The sequence below is a fragment of the Xanthomonas sp. WHRI 7064 genome (assembly GCF_040202355.2).
Classification (GTDB): domain Bacteria; phylum Pseudomonadota; class Gammaproteobacteria; order Xanthomonadales; family Xanthomonadaceae; genus Xanthomonas; species Xanthomonas arboricola.
Map to the genome: position 1 here is coordinate 473519 of NZ_CP167821.1, position 18731 is coordinate 492249.

Annotated in this window: 17 protein-coding genes; 9 read left to right on the forward strand and 8 right to left on the reverse strand. The window is 66.7% G+C overall.

What is annotated here, in order from left to right; genetic code table 11:
- Window positions 1-26 precede the first annotated feature (26 nt).
- Both ABQY74_RS02030 and ABQY74_RS02035 read left to right on the forward strand, forming a co-directional pair.
- Window positions 27-794 (forward strand): coniferyl-alcohol dehydrogenase, encoded by a 768-nt coding sequence (locus ABQY74_RS02030; protein ID WP_065033063.1) that lies wholly within the window; start codon window positions 27-29, stop codon window positions 792-794.
- A 28-nt stretch (window positions 795-822) separates the two neighbouring features.
- Entirely contained in the window at window positions 823-2304 is a 1482-nt protein-coding gene (locus ABQY74_RS02035; protein WP_349793191.1) for a benzaldehyde dehydrogenase, read from the forward strand.
- Window positions 2305-2783: 479 nt separating this feature from the next.
- On the opposite strand, the gene ABQY74_RS02040 is transcribed toward ABQY74_RS02035, so the two are convergent.
- A complete protein-coding gene (locus tag ABQY74_RS02040) occupies window positions 2784-3680 on the reverse strand; it encodes a helix-turn-helix domain-containing protein (protein ID WP_349793193.1) in 897 nt (298 codons plus the stop codon).
- Between the two features lie 98 nt (window positions 3681-3778).
- Here ABQY74_RS02040 and pobA point away from each other — a divergent pair, with 98 nt between their 5' ends.
- Both pobA and ABQY74_RS02050 read left to right on the forward strand, forming a co-directional pair.
- On the forward strand, window positions 3779-4963 hold the full coding sequence (pobA, locus tag ABQY74_RS02045; protein ID WP_349793195.1) for a 4-hydroxybenzoate 3-monooxygenase: 1185 nt from the start codon (window positions 3779-3781) through the stop codon (window positions 4961-4963).
- A 258-nt stretch (window positions 4964-5221) separates the two neighbouring features.
- Window positions 5222-5734 carry a nuclear transport factor 2 family protein gene (locus ABQY74_RS02050; protein WP_016903479.1) on the forward strand — a complete coding sequence of 171 codons (513 nt, stop codon included), beginning with the start codon at window positions 5222-5224 and terminating at the stop codon, window positions 5732-5734.
- Window positions 5735-5869: 135 nt separating this feature from the next.
- Here the strand turns inward: ABQY74_RS02050 and glpK are convergent, their stop codons facing one another.
- From glpK to ABQY74_RS02085, 7 genes are all read right to left on the reverse strand, one after another.
- A complete protein-coding gene (glpK, locus tag ABQY74_RS02055; protein ID WP_039517354.1) occupies window positions 5870-7369 on the reverse strand; it encodes a glycerol kinase GlpK in 1500 nt (499 codons plus the stop codon).
- A gap of 132 nt (window positions 7370-7501) precedes the next feature.
- Complete coding sequence (locus ABQY74_RS02060) at window positions 7502-8320, reverse strand: MIP/aquaporin family protein (RefSeq protein WP_016904933.1); 819 nt, start codon at window positions 8318-8320, stop codon at window positions 7502-7504.
- Between the two features lie 177 nt (window positions 8321-8497).
- Window positions 8498-10012 carry a glycerol-3-phosphate dehydrogenase gene (gene glpD / locus ABQY74_RS02065; protein ID WP_126968147.1) on the reverse strand — a complete coding sequence of 505 codons (1515 nt, stop codon included), beginning with the start codon at window positions 10010-10012 and terminating at the stop codon, window positions 8498-8500.
- A 223-nt stretch (window positions 10013-10235) separates the two neighbouring features.
- The gene (locus tag ABQY74_RS02070) at window positions 10236-11063 is read right to left on the reverse strand and encodes a DeoR/GlpR family DNA-binding transcription regulator (protein ID WP_016904930.1); all 828 of its coding nucleotides are present in this window, start codon (window positions 11061-11063) and stop codon (window positions 10236-10238) included.
- 55 nt (window positions 11064-11118) lie between these two features.
- The gene (locus ABQY74_RS02075) at window positions 11119-12102 is read right to left on the reverse strand and encodes a PDR/VanB family oxidoreductase (protein WP_104609203.1); all 984 of its coding nucleotides are present in this window, start codon (window positions 12100-12102) and stop codon (window positions 11119-11121) included.
- A complete protein-coding gene (locus ABQY74_RS02080; RefSeq protein ID WP_016904720.1) occupies window positions 12095-12898 on the reverse strand; it encodes a GntR family transcriptional regulator in 804 nt (267 codons plus the stop codon). The genes ABQY74_RS02075 and ABQY74_RS02080 overlap by 8 nt, the downstream gene beginning before the upstream one ends.
- Before the next feature lie 20 nt (window positions 12899-12918).
- Window positions 12919-13995 carry an aromatic ring-hydroxylating dioxygenase subunit alpha gene (locus ABQY74_RS02085; protein ID WP_016904721.1) on the reverse strand — a complete coding sequence of 359 codons (1077 nt, stop codon included), beginning with the start codon at window positions 13993-13995 and terminating at the stop codon, window positions 12919-12921.
- Window positions 13996-14251: 256 nt separating this feature from the next.
- On the opposite strand from ABQY74_RS02085, the gene ABQY74_RS02090 reads away from it, so the two are divergent.
- The 5 genes from ABQY74_RS02090 (at window position 14252) to pcaG (ending at window position 18482) form a co-directional block, all read left to right on the forward strand.
- Complete coding sequence (locus ABQY74_RS02090) at window positions 14252-15115, forward strand: CoA transferase subunit A (RefSeq protein WP_104554779.1); 864 nt, start codon at window positions 14252-14254, stop codon at window positions 15113-15115.
- The gene (locus ABQY74_RS02095) at window positions 15112-15900 is read left to right on the forward strand and encodes a CoA-transferase subunit beta (protein ID WP_039517333.1); all 789 of its coding nucleotides are present in this window, start codon (window positions 15112-15114) and stop codon (window positions 15898-15900) included. Before ABQY74_RS02090 ends, ABQY74_RS02095 begins: the two co-directional genes overlap by 4 nt.
- Window positions 15897-17105 (forward strand): 3-oxoadipyl-CoA thiolase, encoded by a 1209-nt coding sequence (gene pcaF / locus ABQY74_RS02100; RefSeq protein ID WP_016904724.1) that lies wholly within the window; start codon window positions 15897-15899, stop codon window positions 17103-17105. The genes ABQY74_RS02095 and pcaF overlap by 4 nt, the downstream gene beginning before the upstream one ends.
- An 80-nt stretch (window positions 17106-17185) precedes the next feature.
- Window positions 17186-17914 (forward strand): protocatechuate 3,4-dioxygenase subunit beta, encoded by a 729-nt coding sequence (gene pcaH, locus ABQY74_RS02105; protein ID WP_039511204.1) that lies wholly within the window; start codon window positions 17186-17188, stop codon window positions 17912-17914.
- A gap of 4 nt (window positions 17915-17918) precedes the next feature.
- Entirely contained in the window at window positions 17919-18482 is a 564-nt protein-coding gene (gene pcaG, locus ABQY74_RS02110) for a protocatechuate 3,4-dioxygenase subunit alpha (protein ID WP_104554536.1), read from the forward strand.
- Window positions 18483-18731: the final 249 nt, after the last annotated feature.

Consider the following 18731-nt stretch of genomic DNA (forward strand, 5'->3'; position numbering starts at 1 on the left):
ACATCCGGCCTCTTCGGAGAGTGGCAATGAATTTGCAGAACAAGACGATCGTGGTCACCGGCGTGGCATCGGGCATCGGTGCCGAAGTCGCGCGTCTGGCCCGTTTCCATGGCGCCACGGTGATCGGCGTCGATCGCACGCCGGTGCAGATGTCGCTGCACGGGTTCCACCAGGCCGATCTCGGTGATCCGGCGTCCATCGATGCGCTGGTGCAGGCCTTGCCGGCGCGTATCGATGCGCTGGCCAATGTGGCTGGCGTCCCCGGTACCGCGCCGCTGGAGGTGGTGGCGCGCGTCAACTATCTGGGCCTGCGCCATTTGAGCCAGGCGCTGCTGCCGCGCATGACGCCCGGCGGTTCCATCATCAATGTGGCCTCCATCCTGGGCGCCGAGTGGCCGCAGCGCCTGGAACTGCACAAGCAACTGGCCGCCACCGACAGCTTTGCGTCTGGCGATGCATGGCTGCAGGCGCATCCGGTGGCGCACGACACCTGCTACCAGTACTTCAAGGAAGCGCTGATCGTGTGGACGCTGCTGCAGTCGCGGCCCTGGTTCGCCGAGCACGGCGTGCGCGTCAACAACGTCTCGCCGGGGCCGGTGTTTACGCCGATTCTTGGCGATTTCGTCACCATGCTCGGCGAGGAGCGCGTCAAGGAAGATGCCAAGCGCATGACGCGGCCGGCGTATGCCGACGAGGTGGCGGAGGCCATCGTGTTTCTCGCCTCCGATGCGGCGCGCTGGATCAACGGCATCACCCTGCCGGTCGATGGCGGGCTGGCGTCCACCACTCTGTAACACCACCCCCTCAGCAGGAGGCTAGACCATGAACGCTCTCCCCAATACCGCCATTGCCGCAAGCGCCGCTCCGGCGTGGCATGGCTGCATCTTCAATGGCGACTGGGTGCCCGGCAACGGCGGCACCGTGCAGATCATCGAACCGGCCACCGGCACGCTGCTGCACGAAGTCGGCAAGGCCGACCTGGCCGATGTCGCCGCTGCCGTGGCGCTGGCCAAGAAAGCGCAGCGTGCCTGGGCAGCCACTGCGCCGCGTGAGCGCGCTGCGGTGTTTCACCGTGCCGCGCAGCTGATGGAAGCGCGCAGTGCCGAAGCGGCGCTGCTGATCGCGCGCGAAACCGGCGGCATCTTGCCCAAGGCCCAGCGCGAAGTGAACGAGTCGGTGGTGATCTACCAGCAGTCTGCGGCGCTGCCGCTGCAGGCGGTCGGCCAGGTGCTGCCGACGGGCGCCGGCCAGCTCAGCCTGGCCCGGCACCTCCCGCTGGGCGTGATCGCGGTGATTTCCCCGTTCAATTTCCCGCTGATCCTGTCGCTGCGCTCGGTCGCCCCGGCGCTGGCGATGGGCAATGCAGTGGTGCTCAAGCCCGACCCGCGCACGCCGTATACCGGTGGCGTGATCATCGCGCAGGTGCTGGAAGAAGCAGGCCTGCCGAAGGGGCTGCTGCATGTACTGCATGGCGATGCCGCCATCGGGCAGGCGCTGGTCGAATCGCCGGATATCCCGATGATTGCCTTCACCGGCTCCACCGCGGCCGGGCGGCGCATCGGCGAGATCGCTGGCCGGCATTTGAAGAAGGTGTCGCTGGAGTTGGGCGGCAACAATGCAGTGATCGTGCTCGACGACGCCGATCTGGACAAGGCCGCCTCTGCAGTGGCATTCGGCGCCTACATGCATCAGGGACAGATCTGCATGGCCACCGGCCGCGTGCTGGTCCAGCGCGGGATCGCCGATGCATTCACGCAGCGGCTGGCCGAAAAAGCCAGGCATCTGCCGGTTGGCGATCCAGTCAGCGGCACCGTGGCACTGGGTCCGATCATCGACCAGCGCCAGCTGCAGCGGGTGATCGATATCGTGGACGACAGCGTCGCCGCCGGTGCGGTGGTGGAGGCCGGCGCCAGCAACGAAGGCCTGTTCTATGCGCCGACGGTGCTGTCCAACGTGCGTCCGGGCATGCGTGCATTCGACGAAGAAGTCTTTGGCCCGGTGATCAACATCACCGTGTTCGATACCGACGACGAAGCCGCGGAACTTGCCAACCATGGCGAGTACGGTCTGGCTGCCGGCATCCTGTCGGCGTCGGTGTCGCGCGCGATGCGGCTGGGCGACAAGCTGCACACCGGCCTGTTGCACATCAACGATCAGACCGTGGCCGATGAAGTCATCAATCCCTTCGGCGGGACCGGCGCGTCGGGCAACGGCACCAGTGTCGGCGGACCGGCCGATTGGGAGCAGTACACCCACTGGCAATGGCTGACGATCAAGAACGAAGTGCCGCAGTACCCGTTCTGACCGGTGCGGCGCAACCGACCGGAGGGCGGGGCTGCAGGCGAGCCATGGATCAGCCGCTTTGGGGCTGATCTATCTGCGGTGTCCAAGCGCACCGCTCTTAAATTTGCCCACCGACCATCTCAACTGGTCCTTGCCCGCCCGCCGTCGCGAGACCTTACGCGGCATGGATGCCGCGTAAGAGCCTACACGGACGTACTTGCGGCGTGTCCTGCGATGGTGGACGGGCAAGGGCCGTGCCGCAGAACCTGAGATCAACCGCTCTAGGATTGAGCTAATGCGTGGGCGACTGCTTCAAAAGACCGACCATCTCAACTGGTCCTTGCCCGCCCGCCGTCGCGGGACCTTACGCGGCATGGATGCCGCGTAAGAGCCTACACGGACGTACTTGCGGCGTGTCCTGCGATGGTGGGCGGGCAAGGGCCCTGCAGCCAATCTCCAGACCAGCCGCTCTGCAACCAACGCATCCACACCTTTCGCCCTTACTCGCCAGCGCGGAATTGCGTCGGCGAGCAGCCGGCATGGCGTGCGAAGTAGCGGCTGAAGTACGCAGCGTCGAAAAATCCAAGGCTGGCGGCGATCTGCTGCACGCTCAGACTGGTGTAGCGCAGGCTGCGGCGTGCTTCGAGCATGATCCGGCGCTGCAGTAATTGCAGTGCCGAGGCGCCGGCCAGTCGCTGGCATAACGCGTTGAGATGGCCCGGAGTCAGACCCAGTTGCTCGGCATAACGGGAGATCGGCCAGTGCGCGCGGTAGTGCTGGTCTATCAAAGCCTGATAACCACGCAGATGGCGCAGTGACGGGTCGGCGTACGGGCTCACCGCAGCCGCATCCTGCGCGTGCTCCAGCGCCGTGCGGGCGGTCCAGATCAACAGCTGCGCTGCGGCGGCGTGCAATGCGGCCTCATGGCCGATGCGTCGGTATGCGTGATCGTCGGCAATGCTGGCGAACAGCACATCGAGCAATCCGCGTGCATGGTGTGCATGCAGGACCTGCGGGACGGTCAGTGCACGCTGCAACAGTGGCGCGGCACTCAAGGCATTGCGTACCAAGGGCATGCACACGGTGATGATGTGGCCGCGTACCTGTGGATCGAATTTGAAACCATGCACGCATAGCGGTGGCAGCCAGATCATGCTTGCGCCACGCACGCGCTGGCTGCGGCCATCCAGCTGCAGCGTCGCCGGCCCGCGTTGCACGTACAGCAGTTGCGCCAGGTCTTCGTGCCGGTGCGGGGCGATGCGCCAGTCATGCAGCCGGCTGCGTGCGGCAATCGACTCCCAATGCAATAGTTCAGGCGTGTCGGCATGCTGCTCGCCATACAGGCCGAAGGCGGGAACCGCAGCAGTTGCGGCAGTGGCGTGCGCGCGTGTGGGCATCGTCGAAAAGTCCAAGCACTGCACGTAATCATCCCTTCAAAGCATGTGCTTGGCTACCCACACTGGCCTGCATCCGTCGGCTGAGGCAGGAGCATTGCATGCGAACCCAGATCGCGATCATCGGCGCTGGCCCCTCCGGCCTGTTGCTGGGCGAGCTGTTGCTGCGGGCAGGTATCGATACCGTGGTGATCGAGCGGCAGACCACGGAGCATGTGCTGGGGCGTATCCGTGCCGGCGTGCTGGAACAGGGCAGCGTGGCGCTGCTGCAGCGGGCAGGGGTTGGCGCACGCGTGCAGCGCGAAGGCTTGCCGCACCACGGCTTCGAACTGTCGCTGGATGGCCGGCGGGAGCGCATCGATCTGCTGCGCGGCTGCGGGCGCAGTGTCACCGTCTACGGCCAGACCGAGGTCACCGCGGATCTGATGCAGGCCCGTGCGCGCAGCGCTGCGCCAACGTATTACAGCGCGCAGGACGTGACGCTGTGCGGAGTGGACAGCGACGCGCCTGCGGTGGAATTCACCCACGATGGCCAGCGCCTGCGTATCGACTGCGACTATATCGTCGGCTGCGACGGCTTCCATGGCATCAGCCGCGCCAGCATCCCGCCGGAGCGACTGCGTCTGTTCGAGCGGGTGTACCCGTTCGGGTGGCTTGGCGTGCTTGCCGACACCCCACCGGTCCACGACGAGTTGATCTACGCGCAGCACCCGCGCGGCTTTGCCTTGTGTTCGATGCGCTCGCCAACGCGCTCGCGCTATTACGTGCAGGTGCCGGCCGATGCGCGGGTAGAGGCATGGAGCGATCAGGCGTTCTGGGACGAGTTGCGTGCGCGCCTGCCAGACGCCTTGTCTGCGCAGCTGGTCACCGCGCCATCGATCGAAAAGAGCATCGCGCCGTTGCGTAGCTTCGTCGCCGAGCCCATGCAGTACGGTCGCCTGTTCCTGGCCGGCGATGCGGCGCATATCGTGCCGCCCACCGGCGCCAAGGGCCTGAATCTGGCGCTGGCCGATGTCGGCTTGCTGGCGCAATTGTTCGAGCGCTGGAACGCGCGTGGCGATACCACGGTGCTGCAGCGGTATTCGGCGCTGGCGCTGCAGCGGGTATGGAAGGCCGAACGGTTTTCATGGTGGATGACCACCTTGCTGCATACCTTCGACGACCAGGACGCATTCACCGCACGCATTCATGCCGCAGAGCTGGATTATCTGCTGGACAGCGAGGCCGGGCGGGCCACCCTGGCCGAAAACTATGCGGGTTTGCCGTTGGTGGAGCTGCCGGATTGAGCGTAGCGATGGTTGCCGCCGAGACGCCTCGTGCGTGCGCGCGAGAAAACCGACTGCGGTGGTTATCTTCTGATTACCACCAATACCGCAGGTGCCCTGGTGCACTCCAGGGCGGCTAGCGGGCGAGCGGACGCGGCCGTTAGGCTGGCGGCGACGCGTGGAAAACCCTGTGTGCCAAGGCGCGTCGTCCCCCAATCAACGGTGCACCGTGTTGGCACCCGGCCGGCACAGCGCCCGTCTCCACATAAGGAGTCTTCCATGAATAAGCTGTTCTCACGCGCCTTGCTGCTGGTCATGCTGGTGGCGCCAGTGGCTGCGTTCGCGCAGACCGCAGTAACTGAAAATCCCAACCACCAGAAGATGCTGCTCGGCTCCACCTGGTATGAAACCGCCAACAAGCGGCTGGTCTACGATTTTTGGCGCATCGTGTTCGAAGCCGGCCAGGTGCAGTATGCGCCGATGTACATGGACAAGAACTACATCCAGCACAACCCGAATGTGGCCAATGGCCGCGATGCGTTCATTGCCTTCCTGACCGCCTTCGTGAAGCCGACGCCGGTGCAGCCGCGCGTGCAGCTGCCGCTGGTGGCCATCACTGCCGACGGCGATCTGGTCACGCTGGTGTCGGTACGCACCTTGCCCAATCCGAACAAACCGGGCACCACCTACACCACCACGTGGTTCGACATGTTCCGCATCGAAAAAGGCCTGATCAAGGAGCATTGGGATCCGGACACCATCGCCGGCCGCGCCAATAGCGGCGGCCAGTAATCGCTGCTGCATTGCAGGGCTGCAGCGTGCAGCCCTGCAATGCGTGATCCATGCAGCTCGTCAGCAACCATGCAAGTGGTTGACGGAAACGACAACGCCCGCCTGACGGCGGGCGTTGTCTTTTGAGCGCAGCGGTCAGCTGATGCGGAAACCCATCGTCGCTTCCACCGCCTGCTGCCAGCCGGCATAGAGTTGTTCGCGCTTGTCGTCGGCCATGGTCGGCTCGAAGCGGCGATCCACCGCCCACTGCTTGGCGATCTCTTCGCGGCTGCTCCAGAACCCGGTCGCCAAACCGGCCAGATAGGCCGCACCAAGTGCCGTGGTTTCGGCCACTTCCGGTCGCAGCACCGGCACGTTGAGCATGTCACTCTGGAACTGCGCCATGAAGTCGTTGGCGATCGCGCCACCGTCGGCGCGCAGTTCCTTCAGCTCGATGCCCGAATCGGCCTGCATTGCAGTCAACACGTCGCGGGTCTGGTAGGCCATCGATTCCACCGCCGCACGCACGAAATGTTCCTTGGTGGTGCCGCGGGTCAGCCCGAACACCGCACCGCGGATATCGCTGCGCCAATACGGCGCGCCCAGGCCGACGAAGGCCGGCACCAGATAGACCCCGTCGTTGTCGCCGGCACGTTCGGCATAGGCCTGCGAGTCGCTGGCCTTGCCGAGCATGCGCAGGCCGTCGCGCAGCCACTGCACGACCGAGCCGGCGACGAAGATCGAGCCTTCCAGCGCGTATTCGACCTTGCCGTCGATGCCCCAGGCGATCGTGGTCAACAGACCGGCCTTGGACGCAACCGCCTTGTCGCCGGTATTCATCAGCGCAAAGCAGCCGGTGCCATAGGTGTTCTTGGCCATGCCCGGCTCGAAGCAGGCCTGCCCGAACAGCGCCGCCTGCTGGTCGCCGGCGATCCCGGCGATCGGCACCTGCTCGCCGTAGAAATACTGGGTCTGGGTCATGCCGTAGATTTCGCTGGACGAGCGCACCTCCGGCAGCATTTCCTTCGGCACGTCGAGCATGGCCAGCAGCTCGGCGTCCCACTCCAGCGTGTGGATGTTGTACATCAGCGTGCGCGAGGCATTGGTGTAGTCGGTGACATGCACCTTGCCGCCGGTGAGATTCCAGATCAGCCAGCTGTCGATGGTGCCGAAGGCAAGCTCGCCGTTACGCGCACGCTCGCGGGCGCCGTCGACGTGGTCGAGGATCCATTTGACCTTGGTGCCGGAAAAATACGCGTCGATCAGCAGGCCGGTCTTGTCGCGCACCATCTGTTCGTGCCCGGCCTCCTTGAGCTGTGTGCAGATGTCCTTGGTCTGCCGCGATTGCCAGACGATGGCGTTGTAGATCGGCTGGCCGGTGGCCTTGTCCCACACCACCGCGGTCTCGCGCTGGTTGGTAATGCCGATACCGGCGATCGAACGCGCATCGATCTGCGCGTTGTTGAGCAGCTCGGTGATCGTGGTGTAGACGCTGGTCATGATCTCGCGCGGGTTGTGTTCCACCCAGCCCGGCTGCGGAAAGATCTGGCCGAACTCGCGCTGCGCCACGCCGGCCACCTTGCCGTTGCGATCGAACAACATCGCCCGTGAACTGGTGGTGCCCTGATCGATCGCAAGGACGTACTGCTTTTCCATCGGAGATTCCTCGAACAATGCCGGCGCTGGCGCACGGCGAGAAAGGGGGCAGTGCACGCTGCTGCGCGAAAGGCCGATAAAACCCAGCCTGTCTGGCGGCGGCGCAGTGCTGTCAGTCGTGCAGCAGGGCGATCAGCGCGGATCGAGCGGTTTGCCGCCCTGCAGATGGCGCACGCGTGCCGGCAGGAACGGCAGGATCAGCCACTGGTAGGCGAGCGCGCCGATCGGGCCGCCGATCAATGGGCCGACAATGGGAATCCACCAGTAGTTGTCCTTGGCAGGCAACGCGGCCTCGCCCCAGCCGGCAAGGTAGGCAAACAGACGCGGGCCGAAATCGCGCGCCGGATTCATCGCCCAGGCTTCAAGATAGCCCATCGACGCGCCCAGCGTCGCCACCAGCAGGCCGATCATCAGCGCGCCGGAGTTGGCGGTCGGCGCGGCTTCGTTGAATTGTTCGGTGATGGCGAAGATGCCGAAGATCAGGAACGCGGTGATGATGATCTGGTCGACCAGCGCATGCATCGGCGTGACCGCAAGGCCGGGTGCAGTGAAGAACACCCCGGCGGCGCCACCGGCTTCGCGGGTGAGTTGCTGCACCTGGTTGTAGTGGTCGATGACCGGGCCGTACAACTGGTAGACGATGGCCGCGCCCAGGAATGCACCGATCACCTGCGCGCCCCAGTACGGCAGCACCTTCTTCCAGGAGAAACCGCGGAACAGCGCCAGCGCCAGCGTCACCGCCGGGTTGGCATGCGTGCCGGACACCGAGCCGGTGACATAGATCGCCAGCGTCACCGCCAGGCCCCAGGCGATGCACACGCCCCAGTAGGCGTTCTGGTACGGGCTGGGGTCGTAGAGGACGTACATCGCCGCGACCGAATCGCCGAGCGCGATGATGATGAACATCGCCACCGCCTCGGAAATCAACTCACCCACGAGTTGGCGGCTCATGCGCGCGTCCTCGTGCCGATGGCGATGACGCAGGCAGGGTGGTGCGATGCGCGCATTGGCGCGCAGGGGTCTTCGGTGATGCTCATCAGGGTGCCCTCCACGTGACTCAGGATGATGCTGGCGAATGCGCCAGGATACGTTGCCGCGCGACCCGTCCTCGCTGGCAACGTGGTTCGATCAGGCCGGCACGCCGTCCGCCTGCCGGACCGAGTGTGTCTGCAGATACGCCTCCAGGCGTGCGCGCCCGGCCGCGTCGATGCGCAGGCCGAGTTTGCTGCGGCGCCACAGGATGTCGTCGGCAGTGACGGCCCATTCGTGGGCACGCAGGTAATCCACCTCGGCCTGATACAGATCGGCACCGAAGTGCGTGCCCAGGGCGGCGATGTCCTGCGCCTGGCCCAGCAGCTGCTCCGCACAAGTGCCGTAGTTGCGCACCAGCCGCTGCGCAGTCGGTGCCGGCAGCCACGGGTATGCGTTGCGCACGCGCTCAAGCAGGCTGGCGATATCGCGTTGTTCGCCGCCGGGCAATGCATCGCCGCGCGCGGTCCATGCCGGCTTGCGGGCACCCAGCGCCTGGGTGAGGCGGTCGACCGCTTCTTCGGCCAGCTTGCGATAGGTGGTGAGCTTGCCGCCGAACACGTTGAGCAACGGTGCGCCGTCGGTAAGCACTTCCAGCTGGTAATCGCGGGTGACTTCGGCAGCGTTGTCCTCGGCGTCGTCCAGCAGCGGACGCACGCCGCTATAGCTCCACACCACATCGCTGGGAGCGATCTGCTGCTGGAAATACAGGTTCACTGCATCGCACAGGTACTGCACTTCGGCCGCATCGATGCTGGGCGCGGCGGGGTCGGCCTGGTAATCCACGTCGGTGGTGCCGATCAGGGTGAAGTCGTGCTCGTACGGGATGGCGAACACGATGCGCCGATCCGGTTGCTGGAAGATGTACGCGTGGTCGTGGTCGAACAACCTGGGTACCACGATGTGGCTGCCCTTGACCAGGCGGAGTGCGTGCTTGTGCGGCACTGCGGCGACCTTGTCCAGGAACGACACCGCCCACGGCCCGGCCGCATTGGCCAGCGCACGCGCCTGCACGGTGCGGCGGCGGCCGTCGCGGTCTTCCAGCTCGGCGTACCAGAAGCCTGCATCGCGCCAGGCACCGACGCAGCGTGTGCGGGTGTGGATCTGAGCGCCACGCCTGGCGGCATCCATCGCATTGAGCACCACCAGCCGCGCATCCTGCACCCAGGCATCGGAGTACACGAAGCCGGTGCGCAGCGATTCCTGCAACGGCTGGCCCACCGGGTGTGTGCGCAGCGACAGCCGGCGCGAGCGCGGCAGGCTGCGCTTGCTGCCGCCGAGATGGTCGTACAGGAACAGGCCGGCGCGAATCATCCAGGCCGGACGCAGATGCGGTTGATGCGGCAGCAGGAAGCGCAGCGGCCAGATGATGTGCGGGGCCAGCCGCAGCAACACCTCGCGCTCGGCCAGCGCCTTGCCGACCAGCGCGAACTCGTACTGCTCCAGGTAGCGCAGGCCACCGTGAATGAGCTTGGTGCTGGCGCTGCTGGTATGCGCGGCCAGATCGTCCTGTTCGCACAGGCACACCGACAGGCCACGCCCGGCCGCATCGCGGGCGATGCCGACCCCGTTGATGCCGCCGCCTATCACCAGAAGATCGTATGTCTCGCCCATCGATGTCTCCGTCCGGGCGCGCCAGTAGCGAACCCAAGTTGTCATGTTCGAACATATTCGAACATCAAACCTTTTCAGGACGTGAAGAGCTGTAAGGCCTGAAACCTAAACGGATAAAGAGCAATTTTGACTATCGAAGCTGGATCTTCGATAGTCAAGGCGGATCAATAGGGCGATCAGATCGGCACGCCGCACCGCAAACGCACAAAAACGAACAATCGGCTCAGCCGGCGTCGCCAGGCTCGGCCAGATGCACGCGGGTGCCGGCCTCGGCCAGCACGGCGGCCAGTTCCTGCGGCGGCGGCCGGTCGGTGAACCAGTCGTGCACCTGGGCAATCGCGCCCAGTCGCACCATGGCGTTGCGGCCGAACTTGCTGTGGTCGGCGGCCAGCAGCACCTGCCGCGAGTGCTCGATGATGGCCTGGGCCACGCGCACTTCCTGGTAGTCGAAGTCCAGCAGGGTGCCGTCCAGATCGATGCCGGAAATGCCGATCACCCCGAAGTCGACCTTGAACTGCCGGATCAGCTCCACCGTCGCCTCGCCGGTCACGCCCTGGTCGCGCCCGCGCACCACGCCACCGGCCACGATCACCTCGAAGCTGGGGTTGGCGCTGAGCATTACCGCTACGTTGAGGTTGTTGGTGATCACGCGCAGGCCGCGGTGCTGCAGCAAGGCGCGCGCGACCTCTTCGTTGGTGGTGCCCAGGTTGATGAACAACGAGGCATCGTCGGGAATGAAGCGGGCGACCTGCGCGGCGATGTGCTGTTTCTCGCGCGCCTGCAGCGCCTTGCGCGCGGTGTAGGCCAGGTTTTCCACGCTCGAGGGCATGCTGACGCCACCGTGATAGCGGCGCAGCACGCCGGCATCGCACAGCAGGGTCAGATCGCGACGGATGGTCTGCGGCGTCACCTCGAAGCGCGTCGCCAGCCCTTCCACCTCGGCAAAGCCCTGCTGCCGCACCAATGCCACCAATTGTTCCTGGCGCGGGTTGAGTGCCGGCGCCGGGACCGTCCTGTAGTGAGTCGACTCCATGCGCAGATGATCGCGCATGCGCGTGAGGATGCAAACACGCGCTGCGCGAGCGCCGGCGTGCCGATGGCCGCGCTCAGCCCAGCTCGCCGCGGTAGCCGGTATCGATGCTGATGCTGCCGCCTACCGCGCGCGACACGCAGGCGCACAGCTTGCGGTTCTCGCGGCGCTGTTCGTCGCTGAAGAACACGTCGCGGTGATCGATATCGGCCGCGCTGTCCAGCACCTCGACCGCGCACAGCCCGCATTCGCCACGCCGGCATTCGGCGATCAGCTCGACTCCGGCATCGGCCAGCGCATCCAGCATCGATTCGTTCTCGGCCACCGGCACTTCCAGGCCAAGCCCGGGCAGCTTGACCACGAACGCCTGCGCCGGCACCCGCCCGCTGTTGCCGAAGGTTTCGAAATGCAGACGCGCGCGCGGACGCCCGGCAGCGTGCCAGTGCTGGCGCACCGCCTCGAGCATGCCGAGCGGGCCGCACACGTATACCTCGGCATTGGGCGACAGCCGCGCCAGCTCGGCGGCAAGATCCGCCGGGCCGGCGCCGTCGTCGCATTGCAGCTGCAGGCGCTCGCCCAGCAGTGCTTCCAGCTCGTCGACATAGGCCATCGCACGGCGGGTACGCCCGGCATACAGCAGGCGGAACGCGCGGTGGCGGCGCGCCAGCCGCTGCGCCATGCCGATGATCGGGGTGATGCCGATCCCGCCGGCGATCAGCAGGATCTCCTCGCCGCCCTCGTCCAGCGCGAAGTTGTTGCTGGGCGGGGAGATCTCCACCTCATCGCCGGGCTGCAGCGTCCACATGTGCCGCGAGCCGCCGCGGCTGTCGGGCATCTGCCGTACCGCGATCTGGTAGTGGCCATCGGCACGCGGCTCGCCCACCAGCGAGTACGAGCGCACGTCGGCGCGGCCATGCAGCTGCACGCGAAAATCCAGATGGCTGCCGACCTCGAAGCCGCGCGCCGCGGTGCCCGGGTCGAGCACGATTTCGCGTACGCCCTCGCAGGCGTCGGCAATGCTGACCACATGGGCGCGGTGCCACTGGGTGTCTTTACGCATGGGGAACTCCGGGCAGAGGGGTGGGCCGGCTGCTGCCGGCAGTGGCGGGATGGGCGCGGCCGATCAATGCGCCGCCGCGCACCTGGGTGATCGCCGCTGGGGTCTGCAGCACGTGGCGCAGATTGCGATGGGCCAGCCGTGCGTGTTCGCGCATCAGCGCTTCGGCGCGCGCGCCCTGGCGATCTTCGATGGCGGCCAGGACTTCACGGTGCTGGTCCTGTGCCAGGGTCAGGATCAGCCGCGCCTCGGCGCTGGTGGTCTGCGCCATGACCAGGCTGTTGGGCGAGGCGAACGGCAGCTGCAGCACGCGGGTGAGCTCGCGGCCCAGCACATCGCTGCCGGCCATGGCCACCAGCAACGCGTGGAACTGCGCATTGGCCTGCACGTACGCGCTGAAGTCGATGGCGTGTAGCGGCGAGCCGACGATGCGGTCGAGCGTGTCCAGCAACTGACGTGCCTGGGCCAGCGCCGCGGCCGATGCCCCGCGCTCTGCCGCCATGCGCGCGGCCAGGCCTTCGAGCGTGCCGCGCAGTTCGATCGCATCGTGCACGTCGCGTTCGCTGAAGGCCTGCACCGCATAGCCGCCACCGGGCAGTGCGCTGGCCAGGCCTTCTTCGCACAGCCGCTGCAGCGCGGCGCGCACGGGCGTGCGCGACATGCCCAGCCGCTGCACCACCGCCAGCTCGGACAGGCGCGTTCCGGCCGGCAGGGTGCCGTCGAGGATCAGTTCGCGTAGCGACAGCAGTGCGCGCGTGGTCTGCGCGGCACTGCTGCGAAACGGGGTGGCGGGTGACATGGAAACCTCCGATGCGGTGCTCAGCCCACCATGCGCAGCGACAGTTCCTGCGCGCGCTGCTCCTGGGCGATCAGCCGATCGATCACGCGGCGCGCCCACATCCCGCCGGCATCGACGTTGAGGTTGTAGAAGGTGTGATCCGGATGCGCATCGATGGCGCGTTGCTGCGCTTCCAGCACCGCCTCGTCCTCGCCGAACACGCCGGTGACGCCTGCACGGGTCAGCGTGGTCAGCGATTGGTCGTGCAGCGCGTAGTTGCGCATGAACGCCCAGAAGTAATGGCAGGTGGTGTCGGTTTCCGGCGTGATGGTATTGAGCACGTAGCCGTTGACGCCCTGACTGCGGTCGCCCTCCGGCGCACCGGTGCCGGCGATGGCCACGCCAACGTCGATGGCGATGGTGCCGGGCGCTTCGAAGCGGATGATCTGCCAGCGGTCGACCTTGCCGCGGTAATCCAGATGGCGCGCGATCTGGCTGGCCCAGAATGGCGGCGCGTCGATGTTGCGCATCCAGCGCGACACCACTACCGAGCGGTCGCCATGCATCACCTCGAACGGCGCTTCGGCGATCTCGTCCTGGCCGATGCTGGAGCCGTGCACGAAGGTCTCGTGGGTCAGGTCCATCAGGTTGTCCAGCACCAGCCGGTAGTCGCACTTGGCATAGATGGTGCGGCCATCGCCGGCCCAGGCCGGATCGTGCGCCCAGTGCAGATCGGGAATCAGGCGGGTATCGGCCTGCGCCGGGTCGCCCGGCCAGATCCACACATAGCGATGCTTTTCGGCCACCGGAAAACTGCGCACGCACGCGGAGGGATTGATGGTCTCCTGCGAGGGCATGTGCACGCAGCGGCCCTGGCTGTTGTAGACCAGCCCGTGGTAACCGCACACCACATCGTCGCCGCGCAGCTTGCCCATCGACAGCGGCACCAGGCGATGCCAGCACGCATCTTCGAGCGCGATCACGGCCCCGGCAGTGGTGCGATAGACCACCACATCCAGGTTGCAGACCTTGCGCGGGGTCAGCGCATGCTTGATCTCGTGGTCCCAGGCGACGGCGTACCACGCATTGAGGGGAAACAGCTGCTTGGACTGGGACATGACCGTGGCTCCTGGGGTTTGTATACAACCTGGGGTGCGGATCGGCAGCGGTGCGCCGGCTGGCGACCAGTTGACGCGCATGCCGGCGCTGGCGTCTGCTTGCAAGCGAAGTTATGTATACACCGGAGACAATGTTGGAGCGTCGGTTGCTCGCCGAAATTGTGCGATTATCGAATTGATGCACCGATAATCGCATTGACCGGGCCGTGCAGCTGCGCCTAACGTGACCACACGCTCGCTGTGCAGGACCGAAGCAATGGCCCAGATCGTCCCCCTTTCAGAAGCGGTGTCCCAGCTGATCGCCGATGGCGACTGCGTGGCGATGGAAGGCTTCACCCATCTGATTCCGCATGCGGCCGGCCACGAGGTGATCCGCCAGCGCAAGCGCGACCTGCACCTGGTGCGCATGACCCCGGATCTGATCTACGACCAGCTGATCGGCGCCGGTTGTGCGTCGGCATTGCGGTTTTCCTGGGGCGGTAATCCCGGCGTCGGCTCGCTGCACCGGCTGCGCGATGCGGTCGAACATGCGTGGCCGCAGCCGCTGCAGATCCGCGAACACAGCCATGCCGACATGGCCAACGCGTACGTGGCCGGTGCCTCGGGCCTGCCGTTCGCGGTGCTGCGCGGCTATGTCGGCTCGGACCTGCCGCGCGTCAACGACAGCATCAAGTTCCTGCAATGCCCGTACACCGGCGAGACGCTGGCCACCACGCCGGCGGTCAAGCCCGATGTCACCGTCATCCATGCGCAGCAGGCCGACCGCCGCGGCAACGTGCTGCTGTGGGGCATCCTGGGCGTGCAGAAGGAAGCCGCGCTGGCGGCGCGCAAGGTGATCGTCACGGTGGAAGAGATTGTCGACACGCTGGATGCGCCGCCCAATGCCTGCATCCTGCCGCGCTGGGTGGTCGATGCGGTCTGCCATGTACCCGGCGGTGCGGCACCGTCGTACGCGCACGGTTATTACGCCCGCGACAACCGCTTCTACCTGGCCTGGGACGCGATCGCGCGCGACCGTGCACGCTTCCAGGCCTGGATCCAGACGCACATTCTCGACACCGAGGACTTTGCCGCGTTCCAGCGCGTGTACGCGCACTCGCTGCTGCAGGTGGCCGCATGAGCGACTACAGCACCAACGAGATGATGACCGTGGCGGCGGCGCGGCGCCTGCCCGATGGCGCAGTGTGCTTTGTCGGCATCGGCCTGCCGTCCACCGCCGCCAACCTGGCGCGGCTGACGCATGCGCCGGATGTCACCCTGATCTACGAATCCGGCCCGATCGGCGCGCGCCCGGAAGTGCTGCCGTTGTCGATCGGCGACGGCGAGCTGGCCGAAACTGCCGACACCGTGGTCTCCACGCCGGAAATCTTTCGCTACTGGCTGCAGGGCGGGCGCGTGGACGTGGGCTTCCTGGGCGCGGCGCAGATCGATCGCCATGCCAACCTCAACACCACGGTGATCGGCCCGTACGACGCGCCGAAGACGCGGCTGCCCGGCGCGGGCGGCGCGCCGGAGATCGCGGCCAGCGCCAAACAGGTGTTCATCATCATTCGCCAATCCAGACGCAGTTTCGTGCCCGCACTGGACTTCATCACCACGGTCGGGCATCTGGACGGTGGCGATGCGCGGCAGCGTGCCGGCCTGCCCGGCGCCGGCCCCACCGTGGTCGTCACTGACCTGTGCGTAATGGAGCCCGATCCCGTGACCCGCGAACTCACCGTCACCGCGCTGCACCCCGGCAGCACCCGCGAGCAGGTGAGCGCGGCCACCGGTTGGCCGATCCGCTTCGCCGCCGATCTGGCGCAGACCACCCCACCCAGCGCTGCGGAACTGCAGGCGCTGCGTGCGCTGCAGGCACGCACCGACGCAGCGCATGGCAAGCAGGCAGCCGGAGCCGAGGCATGAGCGAGGTCTATCTGATCGATGGCATCCGCACGCCGATCGGCCGCTACGGCGGCGCCCTGGCCGGCGTGCGCGCCGACGACCTGGGCGCGATACCGATCGCCGCGTTGATGGCACGCAATCCGCAACTGGAGCCGGCGCTGATCGACGACGTGTACCTGGGCTGCGCAAATCAGGCCGGCGAGGACAATCGCAATGTCGCGCGCATGAGTCTGTTGCTGGCGGGGCTGCCCAGCTCGGTGCCGGGCAGCACGCTCAATCGCCTGTGCGGCTCGGGGCTGGATGCGGTCGGCACGGTGGCGCGCGGCATTCGCGCCGACGAGCTGGGCCTGGCGATCGCCGGCGGGGTCGAATCGATGACCCGCGCGCCCTGGGTCATGGGCAAGGCCGAGAGCGCGTTCGCGCGCACGCAACAGCTGGAAGACACCACCATGGGCTGGCGGTTCATCAATCCGCGCCTGCAGGGCGCCTATGGCGTGGAGCTGATGGGCGAGACCGCGGAGAACGTGGCCCAGCGCCATGCCATCGCGCGCGAAGACCAGGACGCGTTTGCGTTGCGCAGCCAGCAACGCGCCGCCGCCGCACAGGCGGCCGGTTTCTTCGATGCAGAAATCACTCCGGTGCCGGTGGCCGCACGCAAAGGGGGCGAGGCAAGCGCGGTCGATCGCGACGAGCATCCGCGCCCGAACACCACTGCCGAGATGCTGGCCAAGCTCAAGCCAGTGTTCCGCCAGCCCGGCACGGTGACGGCCGGCAATGCGGCCGGTCTCAACGATGGCGCTGCCGCCCTGTTGCTGGCGTCTGCGCAGGCCGTGCACGCGCATGGGCTGACCCCGCGGGCACGCGTGCTCGGCTTCGCATCGGCGGGTGTGGAGCCGGCCTACATGGGCATCGGCCCGGTACCGGCCACGCAGCGCCTGCTGGCGCGCCTGGGCCTGCGCATCGAGCAGTTCGACGCGATCGAACTCAATGAAGCCTTCGCCGCGCAGGTGCTGGCCTGCACGCGCGCGTTCGGCCTGGCCGACGATGCCGCGCACGTCAACGCCAATGGCGGCGCCATCGCGCTGGGCCATCCCCTGGGCATGAGCGGTGCGCGGCTGGCGCTGACTTTGTTGCGGCAACTGGAGGCGGGCAATGGGCGGCTTGGGCTGGCCAGCATGTGCATCGGGGTGGGGCAGGGCGTGGCGCTGGCGATCGAGCGCGTGTAGTGCGCCGATTGCAACCGCCGCTGCCGTGACAACACACCCACGTTTTGATCCTGCCGTAGCGCAACCGATGGAGATCCCGCATGCGCGACCCTAGCTCTGACACGTCGATCGATCCGCTGCTCGGCTATCGCCGGCCGCGGATCGGCACGCAGCCGGCCTACCTGCATCTGCCCTACGCATCCACCGCATTGCGCGGCCCCACGCGTGCGCCGATCGATATCCCGGCCACGCTGTCGGAAGTCACCGGGCCGCAATTGAATCGGCTCACCCTGGGCGCGCATGCCGCCGACCTTACTGCCGGCTTTGCGGGCGAGCCGTTGGGCGAGCGCATCATCGTGTCCGGCCGCGTGCTCGACGAAAACGGCAAGCCGGTGCGCAATAGCGTGGTCGAGGTGTGGCAATGCAATGCCGCCGGCCGCTATCAACATGCCGGCGACCGGCATGACGCACCGCTGGATCCCAACTTCCGCGGCACCGGCCAAGTGCTCACCGACGACCACGGCCGCTACGCGTTCAAGACCATCAAGCCGGGCGCATATCCGTGGCGCAATCACTACAACGCCTGGCGGCCGGCGCATATCCATTTTTCGCTGCATGGCGATGGCATCGGGCAGCGGCTGATCACCCAGATGTACTTCCCCGGCGACCCGTTGCTGGCGCACGACCCGATCTACAACTGCGTGGACGATGCGCAGGCGCGCGAACGCATGGTGTCCAGCTTCGACTGGGAAAACGCGGTGAGCGAATACGCGCTGGCCTACCGCTTCGACATCGTGTTGCGCGGCCGCAAGCAAACGGTCTGGGAGTGAATCGATGAGCCTGCACGCCACCCCGTCGCAAACCGTTGGCCCGTATTACCGGCTCGGGCTGGAGCCGCTGTATCGCGCGCAACTCGCGCCTGCGCAGGCCGCGGGCACGCACGTGCAGGTCAGCGGTTGCGTGTTCGATGGCGCCGGCAACCCGGTGGCCGACGCAGTGCTGGAGCTGTGGCAGGCCGATGCGGCCGGCATCTATGCGCATGCCGCCGATGCGCGCTGCCAGGCGCACGATCCCGGCTTCGATGGCTGGGGCCGCGTGCCGACCGACGCGCAGGGGCGTTTTTCCTTCAGCACCGTCAAGCCGGGCCAGGTCGCCGGGCCGGATGGCAAGCTGCAGGCAGCGCATCTGAGCGTGCTGGTCTTCATGCGCGGGCTGTTGCGCGGCGTGTCGACGCGGCTGTACTTCGCCGACGATCCGCAGCTGGGCAGCGACCCCATCCTGGCCCTGGTGCCGGCCGAGCGTCGTAGCACGCTGCTGGCGCAATCGCGCGGTGGCAGCGATTACGTCTGGGACATCCATATGCAGGGCGATGCGGAAACGGTGTTCTTCAACTATTGATCGCGCCGTCGGTGCGCAGGTTGCCATGCAGGGTTGTCTCCGTGCGATCAGCACCCCTGCACCTGCGTGCAGGTGCGGTGCACCGGTCGCCGCGCGCCGGGCAGGCAGGTGCCTGCGCGCGCTGCCCTCGGTGATCCATCGTGATCGCGTGGTACCCGCGCGCGATGCCGTGATCCGCAGTGAGGCGCGCCTTGGTCGAACATGCAGCACGCGCACATGACCCGCCCTAACCACTGCGCGTGCACCCCA

Bases quoted from the DNA above. Each gene is read 5' to 3' on its own strand.
- pobA (WP_349793195.1), top strand. From the start codon at position 3,779: ATGCGAACCCAGATCGCGATCATCGGCGCTGGCCCCTCCGGCCTGTTG.
- ABQY74_RS02040 (WP_349793193.1), bottom strand. From the start codon at position 3,680: ATGCCCACACGCGCGCACGCCACTGCCGCAACTGCTGCGGTTCCCGCC.
- ABQY74_RS02075 (WP_104609203.1), bottom strand. From the start codon at position 12,102: ATGCGTAAAGACACCCAGTGGCACCGCGCCCATGTGGTCAGCATTGCC.
- pcaG (WP_104554536.1), top strand. From the start codon at position 17,919: ATGAGCCTGCACGCCACCCCGTCGCAAACCGTTGGCCCGTATTACCGG.
- ABQY74_RS02080 (WP_016904720.1), bottom strand. From the start codon at position 12,898: ATGTCACCCGCCACCCCGTTTCGCAGCAGTGCCGCGCAGACCACGCGC.
- glpD (WP_126968147.1), bottom strand. From the start codon at position 10,012: ATGGGCGAGACATACGATCTTCTGGTGATAGGCGGCGGCATCAACGGG.
- ABQY74_RS02090 (WP_104554779.1), top strand. From the start codon at position 14,252: ATGGCCCAGATCGTCCCCCTTTCAGAAGCGGTGTCCCAGCTGATCGCC.
- ABQY74_RS02095 (WP_039517333.1), top strand. From the start codon at position 15,112: ATGAGCGACTACAGCACCAACGAGATGATGACCGTGGCGGCGGCGCGG.
- glpK (WP_039517354.1), bottom strand. From the start codon at position 7,369: ATGGAAAAGCAGTACGTCCTTGCGATCGATCAGGGCACCACCAGTTCA.
- ABQY74_RS02060 (WP_016904933.1), bottom strand. From the start codon at position 8,320: ATGAGCCGCCAACTCGTGGGTGAGTTGATTTCCGAGGCGGTGGCGATG.
- ABQY74_RS02070 (WP_016904930.1), bottom strand. From the start codon at position 11,063: ATGCGCGATCATCTGCGCATGGAGTCGACTCACTACAGGACGGTCCCG.
- ABQY74_RS02085 (WP_016904721.1), bottom strand. From the start codon at position 13,995: ATGTCCCAGTCCAAGCAGCTGTTTCCCCTCAATGCGTGGTACGCCGTC.
- ABQY74_RS02030 (WP_065033063.1), top strand. From the start codon at position 27: ATGAATTTGCAGAACAAGACGATCGTGGTCACCGGCGTGGCATCGGGC.
- ABQY74_RS02050 (WP_016903479.1), top strand. From the start codon at position 5,222: ATGAATAAGCTGTTCTCACGCGCCTTGCTGCTGGTCATGCTGGTGGCG.
- pcaF (WP_016904724.1), top strand. From the start codon at position 15,897: ATGAGCGAGGTCTATCTGATCGATGGCATCCGCACGCCGATCGGCCGC.
- pcaH (WP_039511204.1), top strand. From the start codon at position 17,186: ATGCGCGACCCTAGCTCTGACACGTCGATCGATCCGCTGCTCGGCTAT.
- ABQY74_RS02035 (WP_349793191.1), top strand. From the start codon at position 823: ATGAACGCTCTCCCCAATACCGCCATTGCCGCAAGCGCCGCTCCGGCG.